The 9967-nt window shown below is 58.4% G+C and carries 7 protein-coding genes and 1 pseudogene; 5 read left to right on the forward strand and 3 right to left on the reverse strand.

The features are described 5' to 3' along the window. The 4 genes from RTS12_RS18250 to RTS12_RS18265 all read left to right on the forward strand — a co-directional run. Nucleotides 1-1193: FAD-binding oxidoreductase (locus RTS12_RS18250; RefSeq protein ID WP_312531055.1), on the forward strand; the 1193-nt coding region annotated here is incomplete at its 5' end. 7 nt (nucleotides 1194-1200) lie between these two features. Continuing rightward, on the forward strand, nucleotides 1201-2205 hold the full coding sequence (locus RTS12_RS18255) for a 4-hydroxyproline epimerase (RefSeq protein WP_312531057.1): 1005 nt from the start codon (nucleotides 1201-1203) through the stop codon (nucleotides 2203-2205). Beyond that, nucleotides 2202-3875: an aconitase family protein gene (locus RTS12_RS18260; RefSeq protein WP_312531059.1), complete on the forward strand. Its 1674-nt coding sequence runs from the start codon at nucleotides 2202-2204 to the stop codon at nucleotides 3873-3875. Before RTS12_RS18255 ends, RTS12_RS18260 begins: the two co-directional genes overlap by 4 nt. 3 nt (nucleotides 3876-3878) lie before the next feature. Beyond that, the gene (locus RTS12_RS18265; RefSeq protein ID WP_312531061.1) at nucleotides 3879-4907 is read left to right on the forward strand and encodes a trans-3-hydroxy-L-proline dehydratase; all 1029 of its coding nucleotides are present in this window, start codon (nucleotides 3879-3881) and stop codon (nucleotides 4905-4907) included. 156 nt (nucleotides 4908-5063) lie between these two features. On the opposite strand, the gene cysN is transcribed toward RTS12_RS18265, so the two are convergent. From cysN to RTS12_RS18280, 3 genes are all read right to left on the reverse strand, one after another. Continuing rightward, nucleotides 5064-7010 carry a sulfate adenylyltransferase subunit CysN gene (cysN, locus tag RTS12_RS18270; RefSeq protein WP_312531063.1) on the reverse strand — a complete coding sequence of 649 codons (1947 nt, stop codon included), beginning with the start codon at nucleotides 7008-7010 and terminating at the stop codon, nucleotides 5064-5066. Further along, nucleotides 7010-7945, reverse strand: coding sequence for a sulfate adenylyltransferase subunit CysD (cysD, locus tag RTS12_RS18275; RefSeq protein ID WP_409455710.1), 936 nt, complete (start codon nucleotides 7943-7945; stop codon nucleotides 7010-7012). The genes cysN and cysD overlap by 1 nt, the downstream gene beginning before the upstream one ends. A 308-nt stretch (nucleotides 7946-8253) precedes the next feature. Then, complete coding sequence (locus RTS12_RS18280; protein WP_312531065.1) at nucleotides 8254-9243, reverse strand: TerC family protein; 990 nt, start codon at nucleotides 9241-9243, stop codon at nucleotides 8254-8256. Nucleotides 9244-9613: 370 nt separating this feature from the next. On the opposite strand from RTS12_RS18280, the pseudogene RTS12_RS18285 reads away from it, so the two are divergent. Further along, nucleotides 9614-9967 (forward strand): annotated as a pseudogene (locus RTS12_RS18285) (PLP-dependent aminotransferase family protein); the annotation flags it as partial.

Genomic DNA, 9967 nt, shown 5'->3' on the forward strand with positions numbered 1-9967 from the left:
CCGGGGTCATTGGCCTTAGCATCGCATTGGCCGCGCAATCGCGCGGCCTTTCCGTCCGGGTTGTGGAACGCGAGGGGCCAGCCGCCGGTGCCTCTGCCGGCAATGCCGGGGCCTTTGCCTTCACCGATATTTTTCCCTTGGCCTCGCCCAAGATCATTCGTCAGGCGCCGAAATGGCTTCTGGACCCGTTGGGCCCTTTGTCAGTGCGTCCGTCCTATGCGCTGAAAATCGCGCCTTGGATGCTGAAATTCTGGCGCGCGAGCTGGCCTGCGCAAGTGCGTGCCTCGACCATTGCCCAAACCGCGATGATGAATTATTCGCGCGCCGCACTGGAGCCCGCGCTAGAGCGTGACGGGCTGTTGCACATGCTGCGGCGCAATGGCCAGCTGCAGGTCTATGAAGGCGAAGCAGAGTTTCGCGACTCTCTCCCCGGCTGGCAGGCACGGGCGGAACAGGGCATCGCCTTTGACCACCTGAAAGGGGCAGAGATCGCCGAGATCCAGCCCGGCCTTGCCGCACGTTTCACCCATGCGACCTTTACGCCTGGCTGGTATTCGATCTCGGATCCAAAGGATTATACCCTGGCTTTGGCCGAGCGTTTTCGCGCCAATGGCGGCCAGATCATCATTGCTCAGGCCACCGCGCTGACCGATGATGGGGTGATCACCTCGGCCGGTCCCTTGAAAGGGCGCGTGGTTCTGGCGGCGGGGGCGTTTTCGCATCTGCTGGCGCGCACCCAAGGGGTAAAAATCCCGTTGGAGACCGAGCGCGGCTATAACACCACCCTGCCCGCCGATGCCTTTGATCTGAAAGTGCAGGTCACCTTTGGCGGCCACGGCTTTGTGGTTTCGACCATGAATTCCGGGATCAGGGTCGGCGGAGCGGTCGAACTTGGCGGGCTGAAACTGCCGCCGAACTTTAAACGCTCTGAGAATATGCTGAAGAAAGCCGCGCAATTCCTGCCCGGTTTAAAAACCAGCGGCGGCAAGCAATGGATGGGCTTTCGTCCCTCTATGCCAGACAGCCTGCCGGCGATTGGCCCGCTGCCGGGTCATCCCAATACAATCTGCGCTTTCGGACATGGCCATCTTGGCCTGACCCAATCCGCTGGTACGGGCAAGATCGTCGCCGATCTTTTGACCAACCAGCACCCCGGTATCGACCTTGCCCCCTTCTCGGCGGCGCGTTTCTGAGGCTTTCATGACCCAATATATCTTCCCCTGCATCGATGGTCACACGTGTGGCAACCCGGTTCGTCTGGTTGCCGGCGGCGCTCCGCGTCTGAAAGGCGCGAATATGCTGGAAAAGCGCGCGCATTTTCTGGCCGAGTTCGACTGGATCCGCACCGGCCTGATGTTCGAGCCGCGCGGCCATGACATGATGTCGGGCTCGATCCTGTACCCGCCGACCCGCGATGATTGCGATGTCGCGGTGCTTTATATCGAGACCTCGGGTTGCCTGCCGATGTGCGGTCACGGCACCATCGGCACGATCACCATGGGCATTGAAAACGGCCTGATCACGCCGCGCGAACCCGGCCGCCTCTCGATCGAGACCCCTGCTGGCAAGGTCGATATCGAATACCGCCAAGAGGGTCGCTATGTCGAAGAAGTTCGCCTGACCAACGTTCCGGGCTTCCTGCATTCGGAAGGGCTGACCGCCGAGGTCGAGGGTCTGGGCGAGATCGTGGTCGATGTGGCCTACGGCGGCAACTTTTACGCCATTGTCGAACCGCAGAAGAACTTTCGCGACATGGCCGATTTCACCGCGGGCGAACTGATTGGCTTTTCGCCAAAGCTGCGCGCGGCTTTGAACGCGAAATACGAGTTCATCCATCCCGAACATCCCGCGATCAACGGCCTGTCCCATATCCAATGGACAGGCGCCCCGACGGTCGAAGGCGCACATGCGCGCAACGCTGTCTTCTATGGCGATAAGGCGATTGATCGCTCGCCCTGTGGCACCGGTACATCGGCGCGCATGGCGCAGCTTGCGGCCAAGGGCAAGCTGAACGTCGGCGATGAATTCATCCATGAATCGATTATCGGCAGCCTGTTCAAAGGCCGGGTCGAAGCCGCAACCAAGGTCGCTGACCGTGACGCGATCATCCCCTCGATCGCCGGTTGGGCACGTCAGACCGGGCTGAATACGATCTATATCGATGCCGAACGCGATCCCTTTGCGCATGGCTTCGTCGTCAAGTGACGGGGGTTTGCATCCTCAAAGGCCAGTCGAGCGGCGAGGTTTTATCCTCGATCGAGGGGCTTAGCTTCTGGGGCGGCGTCGACGCCGCCTCGGGGCATGTTATTGATGCCCATCACCCATGGCACGGCCAAAGCCTTGCGGGAAAGGTCGTGATGATGCCGACCTCTCGCGGGTCATGCACCGGATCGGGGGTCCTGCTCGAGCTGATCTTGTCGGGAAATGCCCCGGCAGCCTTGGTCTTTTCCGGTGCCGAGGATATTTTAACGCTTGGCGCGATGATCGCCGAGCGGCTTTTCGGGCACGCCCTGCCGGTGCTGCGTCTGTCCCCCAGTGATTTCGCGGCGCTTTCGGCCCAGCCTTGGGCCGAAATCACGCAGGACCAGCTAACTGCGGGCGATCTGAACATTCCGCTGGCCCCGCTGGCGGTCAGCGATCTTGCACTCAGCGCGCATGACCGCGCCATGCTGGCAGGGACGCCGTCCGAGCAACTGGCCATGGAGATTATTCTGGCCATGGCGGCGCTCCAGGGCGCACAAGATCTGGTGGATGTCAGCCAGGTGCATATTGACGGCTGTATCTATGCCTCGGATGCCAATCGCATTTTTGCCGAGAAAATGGCCGACATGGGCGCGCGCCTGCGCGTGCCGACAACGATGAATGCCATTTCGGTTGACCGCGAGAATTGGCAGGCCCAAGGCGTGCCACCGAAATTTGGCAATCCAGCCAGCCGTTTGGCAGATGCCTATGTGCGTATGGGCGCGCGTCCGACCTATACCTGCGCGCCTTACTTGCTGCCCAGTGCCCCCTCTCAAGGCGAGGATATCGCTTGGGCGGAATCCAATGCCGTGATCTTTGCCAATACCGTTTTGGGTGCGCGGACGGTCAAACACCCCGATTTCCTGGATCTGCTGATCGGCCTGACCGGGCGCGCCCCGCGTTCTGGCGTCTATCTCGAAGAAAATCGTCATCCCGCGCGGGTCATTCAGGTGCAGGCGCCTGATGGGGCGGATGATGCGTTTTGGCCGATGCTGGGCTATCTGGCAGGCCAGATCGCGCCCGATCGCATTCCACTGATCCGTGGCCTTGACGGCCTGACGCCCAATCGGGATGATCTCAAGGCGCTTTGCGGCGCATTTGGCACGACCTCGGCCGCACCGATGCTGCATCTGGCTGGTCATACCCCCGAGGCCGGCCTGCCCCTGACACCAAATGCCGATGAGGTCGTGGTCAGCCGTGGCGATCTGGCGCGCATCTGGGCCGAGCTCAATCAAGGCCCCGAAGACATCCAGCTTGCCGCATTTGGCAGCCCACATTTCTCGGCCGAGGAAAGCCGTGCGCTGCTGAAAGCCATGGCTGGGCGCCGCGCTGCCGATCATGTGCATGTCGTGGTGACAGCAGGGCGTCAGGTATTGGGCGAGTTGCGGGCCGATGGCACCTATGACGCGCTGAGTGATCTGGGCGTCCGCCTTGTTCAGGATCTGTGCTGGTGTTCGATCACCGAGCCGGTTTTCCCGCCCGAGGCCAGAACCCTAGTTACAAATTCGGGAAAATATGCCCATTACGGCCCCGGCCTATCCGGCCGTGCCGTCCGATTTGGCAGTCTGCAAGATTGTGTCGAAGCTGCAATCACAGGCAAAGCACCCAGCCTTCCTGCCTGGCTGAAAGGATAAAATTTGCGTAGTATCAAGACCATACATGTCATTTCATGCCATGCCGAAGGCGAGGTCGGCGATGTGATCGTTGGCGGCGTGCGTCCTCCGCCGGGCGATACGATCTGGGAGCAGTCCCGCTGGATTGCCAAAGACCAGCAGCTCAGAAATTTTGTGCTGAACGAACCCAGAGGCGGCGTTTTTCGCCACGTTAACCTGCTGGTTCCGCCCAAACATCCCGATGCGGACGCCGCCTGGATCATCATGGAGCCCGAGGACACGCCGCCGATGTCCGGCTCGAATTCGATCTGTGTTTCAACGGTCTTGCTGGATAGCGGCATCATCCCGATGGTCGAGCCGGTCACTGAAATGCTTCTTGAGGCGCCCGGTGGGCTGGTCAAAGTACGCGCCGAATGCCGCAACGGCAAAGCCGAGCGGATTTTCGTGCAAAACCTGCCCTCTTTCGCGCATCGGCTTGATGTTGCGCTGGAGGTCGAGGGCATCGGCACGCTGACGATAGATACAGCCTTTGGCGGCGACAGCTTTGCCATGGTTGATGCCCGCGCCATGGGCTTTGGGCTGACCCCAGACGAGGCGCATGATATTGCGAAACTGGGCGTCAAGATTACCAATGCCGCCACCGAACAGATCGGCTTTCACCATCCAACCAATCCCGATTGGACGCATTATTCATTCTGCCTGTTTGCCGGACCGCTTGAGCGCACACCCGAAGGGCTGCGCGCCGGGGCAGCCGTCGCGATCCAGCCGGGCAAGGTTGACCGCTCGCCCACCGGCACGGCGCTGTCGGCACGGATGGCGGTTTTGCATGCGCGCGGGCAAATGACTGCCGCTGACCAGCTGACAACCGTTTCACTGATCGGATCGACCTTTACCGGACGGATTTTGGGGGAAACCCGCGTCGGAGATCTTCCGGCAATCTTGCCCGAGATCTCTGGGCGAGGATGGATTACCGGTGTGCATCAGCACATGCTGGATCCTGACGACCCCTGGCCCGAGGGCTATCGGCTGACCGATACATGGGGTGCGCGCTGATCATATCCCGCCACCGCCCACCCCGGTTGGGCGGTGGGTTTTGGGTATTTAGATGATGAAGAATAGGGCTTTGAGCGGTCAGAAATCTGCGCTTTGGTCCTGACAGCAAAAATCCCGCCTGAGGGTTCAGGCGGGATTTATTTTTATATCAAACTATTACGCGGTGGTTCCGAGGATCTGCGCGATTACGCGATCGGCGGCCTCTTCTGCACTGAGCGCTACGGTATTGACCGTTACTTCGGCCGTTTCGGGCGCTTCATAGGGGCTGTCGATGCCGGTGAAGTTTTTCAACTGCCCTGCACGTGCCTTTTTATAGAGGCCTTTCACATCGCGCTCTTCAGCGACAGCAAGGGGCGTGTCGACATAGACCTCGAGGAAATCGCCATCTGCCATGAGATCGCGCACCATTTGACGTTCTGCGCGGAAGGGCGAGATGAAGGCTGTCAGGACAATCAGGCCCGCATCCGTCATCAGCTTGGCCACCTCACCCACACGGCGGACGTTTTCGACGCGGTCGGCATCGGTAAAGCCCAGATCGCGGTTCAGGCCGTGACGGACGTTGTCGCCGTCAAGCAAGAAGGTGTGTTTGCCCATCGCATGAAGCTTACGCTCGACAATATTGGCGATTGTCGATTTGCCCGAGCCGGAAAGACCCGTAAACCAGACCACTTTCGCGCGCTGATTTTTCAATGCGGCATGGGCATCGCGATCCACATCCGTGGATTGCCAATGAATGTTTTGCGAACGGCGCAGCGCGAAATGCAGCATGCCAGCAGCGATGGTGGCATTGGTCATCCGGTCGACCAGGATGAAGCCGCCCAGATCGGGGTTTTCGGCATAGGCCTCGAACGGGATCGGTCGGTCGGTCGAGATATTGACGACGCCAATCGCATTCAGACCCAGCGTTTTCGACGCTGTATGTTCCAGCGTGTTGACGTTTACCTCGAATTTGGGCTGGGTGACGGTTGCTGTGACGGTCTGGGTTCCCAGTTTGAGCAGATAGGGCCGGCCCGGCAGCATCTCGTCTTCGGACATCCAGACAAGCGTGGCCTCGAACTGATCCGCCACTTCGCAAGGCGCATCGGCCTGAACGATGACATCGCCGCGCGAGCAGTCAATTTCATCGGCAAAGGTCAGCGTAATCGATTGGCCGGCAACTGCGCGATCCAGTTCCCCGTCAAAGGTGACGATCGATTTGACGGTGGTGGTTTTGCCCGAGGGCAGCACCCTGATCGCATCGCCCGGCGCGATGGTGCCTGCACTGATCTGACCGGCGAAGCCGCGGAAGTCGAGATTTGGGCGGTTCACCCATTGCACCGACATGCGGAAAGCATGGTCTTGCATACGGGTATCATTGATCGGTGCCACTTCGAGATGGCTCAGCAGGGTTGGCCCTTGATACCAAGGCATCGCCGTGCTGCGCGCCACGATATTGTCGCCCTTGAGCCCAGAGATCGGGATCGGCAGGAAGCTTTCCATACCGATTGCCTTGGCGAAATGCGAATATTCCGACACGATTTCATAGAAGCGTTCGGCCGAATAATCGACCAGATCCATCTTGTTCACCGCAAGCACCACGTTGCGGATGCCGAGCAGGTTCACCAGATAAGAGTGGCGCCGGGTTTGGGTCAGAACGCCTTGACGCGCATCGATCAGAATGACGGCAAGATCGGCGGTCGAGGCCCCGGTGACCATATTGCGCGTATATTGCTCGTGGCCGGGGGTGTCGGCCACAATGAATTTACGCTTGTCCGTGGCGAAGAAGCGATAGGCCACGTCAATGGTAATGCCCTGTTCGCGTTCAGCGGCAAGACCGTCGACCAGAAGGGCGAAATCGATGTCGCCACCCTGGGTGCCAACGGTTTTGGAATCGCGCTCGAGGCTGGCCAGCTGATCTTCAAAGATCATCTTGCTGTCGTAGAGCAGACGCCCGATCAGCGTCGATTTGCCGTCATCAACCGAACCGCAGGTGATGAACCGCAACATGGTCTTATGCTGATGTTTCAGCAGATAAGCGTCGATATCTTCGGCAATCAACGCGTCGGTGACATAAACTTGGCTGTCGCTGTCTTGCATGGCGATCTCGGGGTTTGCGGCGGTCATCAGAAGTAACCCTCTTGTTTTTTCTTCTCCATCGAGGCGGCCTGATCCTTGTCGATGGCGCGGCCCTGACGCTCGGAGGTGGTGGTCAGCAACATTTCCTGAATGACCTCGGGCAAGGTGGCAGCCTCGGATTCAACGGCACCGGTCAGCGGGTAACAGCCAAGCGTACGGAACCGGACCGAGCGCATTTGCGGCACTTCGCCCTCGTGCAGCGGGAAGCGGTCGTCATCAACCATGATCAACAGGCCGTCGCGTTCGACCACGGGGCGCTTTTCCGAGAAATACAGCGGAACAATATCGATGTTTTCCAGGTGGATATATTGCCAGATGTCCAGCTCGGTCCAGTTCGAGATCGGAAAGACCCGGATCGATTCACCTTTAGCCTTGCGCGTATTGTAAAGCTTCCACAGCTCGGGGCGCTGATTTTTCGGGTCCCAGCGATGGTTGGCCGAGCGGAAGGAAAAGATGCGTTCCTTGGCGCGCGACTTTTCCTCGTCACGGCGTGCGCCGCCAAAGGCCACATCAAAGTTATATTTGCTAAGCGCCTGTTTCAGCCCCTCGGTCTTCCACATATCAGTATGCAGGCTGCCGTGATCAAAGGGGTTGATCCCCTGCTCTAGCGCCTCGGGGTTTTGATAGACAATCAGCTCCATCCCGGCGGCGGCAGCTGCGCGGTCGCGCAGATCGTACATGGCGCGAAATTTCCACGTCGTATCTACATGCAGCAGCGGGAAAGGCGGGGGCGCGGGATAAAATGCTTTGCGCGCCAGATGCAACATACAAGCCGAATCCTTGCCCACCGAATAAAGCATCACCGGGTTTTCGGAATTGGCGACCACTTCGCGCATGATGTGGATGCTTTCAGCTTCCAACCGTTGAAGATGGGTCAGCGTGGCCTTGCTCAGGCTGCCGTCGGCGGGAAAATTCTTTGTCATTTGCATAGACTCTCGTAGCGAAAAGGCGCGGGACGAATTCGCACTTCAGCGATCAATGCTGTCGCTATCAGGCGAGTCGGGCCGGAAGTCAAACCAAGATTGACAGTTTTCCCAATCCCGGCGGTAAGGCACTCGAATCGCAGAATGTCAGACCTCTCACAGGCGGATTTTCGCAATAATATTCCGGTGTGCGGTGAAGTCACAAAGGCCACGAATATTGGATGGCGAGGATGGTTTTACCCAAAACGACAGACGCGTTGGGATGACAAAACCGCCATTCGGATGAATGGCGGGTTGGGGGTGTCAGCTTAGTTACGGGCCTCGGTCTGACCCTTGTCGTTGCGCGTCTTCCACAGCGAGGCCACCACGCCCGCACCCAAGATGGCAAAGGTGATCGCCAGCGACCATGCGGGGGGGAATTTCTCCCATCCCATGGCGTCTGCGATGAAGATCTTTGAGCCGATGAACACCAGCAGGATCGACAGCGCATATTTCAGATAGGCAAAGCGGTGCAGGATGGCCGACAGCGCGAAAAAGAGCGCCCGCAGACCAAGAATGGCAAAGATATTCGAGGTATAGACCAGGAAAGGATCAGTCGTGATCGTAAAGACGGCAGGCACCGAATCCACGGCAAAGACCAGATCCGCGAATTCGATCATGACCAGCGCCAACAACAAAGGCGTGGCAAACCGCACCATCTTTCCGGTTTTGCTATCTGCCAACCGAACCACAAAGGCATTTCCATGCAGCTCATCGGTGACGCGCATCCGCTTTTTGGCAAAGCGCAGGATCGGGTTCTTGCTTAGATCCGGCTCTTCATCCTTGGCAAACAGCATCTTGACCCCGGTCAGGATCAAAAAGAGGGCAAAGATATATAGAACCCAGTGATATTGGGCGACGATCGTGGCCCCAAGTGCGATCATGATGCCGCGCAGCACGATCACGCCCAGAATGCCCCAGAACAGAACCCGATGCTGATATTTGCGTGGAATTGCGAAAAAGCTGAAAATCAGCGCAATCACAAAGATATTGTCCAGCGCAAGGGTCTTTTCGACGACGAAAGCGGTCAGATATTGTGCTGTCGCTGTGCCGTCCATCTGCCACCAGACAAAGCCGGAAAACGCCAGACCCAGTGAGATGTAGAAAGCCGACATCTTCAGGCTTTCGGCGACCCCGATCTCGTGGTCAGTGGTGTTAAACACCCCCAGATCCAAGATCAAAAGCCCCAAGACAATGCTTAGAAACACCAGCCACATCCAGACCGGTGTTCCCATAAAGAGTGTTGTGAAAAGTTCCATTCCGTCCCCATGTTTATGGGCGCCAAGGAAGGGCAGGAAAGTCCGGGCCAGCCTCGAGCGCGCTCGATGCGGTCCGACATCACAGTCAATGACTGCCAGAGGGGCCCGGTCCGCAGTCCAAAACTAGGCACGTCCCATCCATTTACAAGAATACCCCCCGTCTTTTTTCGCTAAAAAAAATTGCCTGCTTTTGCCAGATTGTCGGGCGGCGGGACGAAAAAGATCCGCGCAAGGCTGTCGATTATCGAAATCATACTAAAAATGATCGATTTTCGACAGATTCATACAAAAATTGCACGCCGGACGCATTGATTTCCGCTGCGCCGAGGCGCAGGTTCCGCCGATCACAAAGGCTAGGAGAATTGGGCCCATGCAATGGACGGATGTGCTCGCCACGCGAAACGGTCGGATGAAGGCTTCAGAGATCCGCGAACTGCTGAAATTGTTGGATCAGCCCGACATCATTTCCTTCGCGGGGGGAATCCCTGACCCGGCGCTGTTCCCGACCGCCGCCTTCTCGAAGGCTTTTGAAACGGCAATGCTGCCTGAACATGCGGCTTCGGCGCTGCAATATTCTGTCTCGGAAGGCTATAAGCCACTGCGCGAATGGCTTGTGGGGCAAATGGCACGGATCGGTGTTCCTTGTGACATCGACAATATTTTCATCACTTCGGGGTCGCAGCAGGCGCTGGACTATTTGGGCAAGCTGCTGCTGTCGCCCGGC

The organism is Paracoccus sp. (in: a-proteobacteria) (assembly GCF_032007265.1).
Classification (GTDB): domain Bacteria; phylum Pseudomonadota; class Alphaproteobacteria; order Rhodobacterales; family Rhodobacteraceae; genus Paracoccus.

What these genes read in the sequence shown, in the direction of transcription:
- cysD (WP_409455710.1), bottom strand. Translation starts at nt 7,945, where the DNA reads ATGACAAAGAATTTTCCCGCCGACGGCAGCCTGAGCAAGGCCACGCTG.
- RTS12_RS18280 (WP_312531065.1), bottom strand. Translation starts at nt 9,243, where the DNA reads ATGGAACTTTTCACAACACTCTTTATGGGAACACCGGTCTGGATGTGG.
- cysN (WP_312531063.1), bottom strand. Translation starts at nt 7,010, where the DNA reads ATGACCGCCGCAAACCCCGAGATCGCCATGCAAGACAGCGACAGCCAA.
- RTS12_RS18255 (WP_312531057.1), top strand. Translation starts at nt 1,201, where the DNA reads ATGACCCAATATATCTTCCCCTGCATCGATGGTCACACGTGTGGCAAC.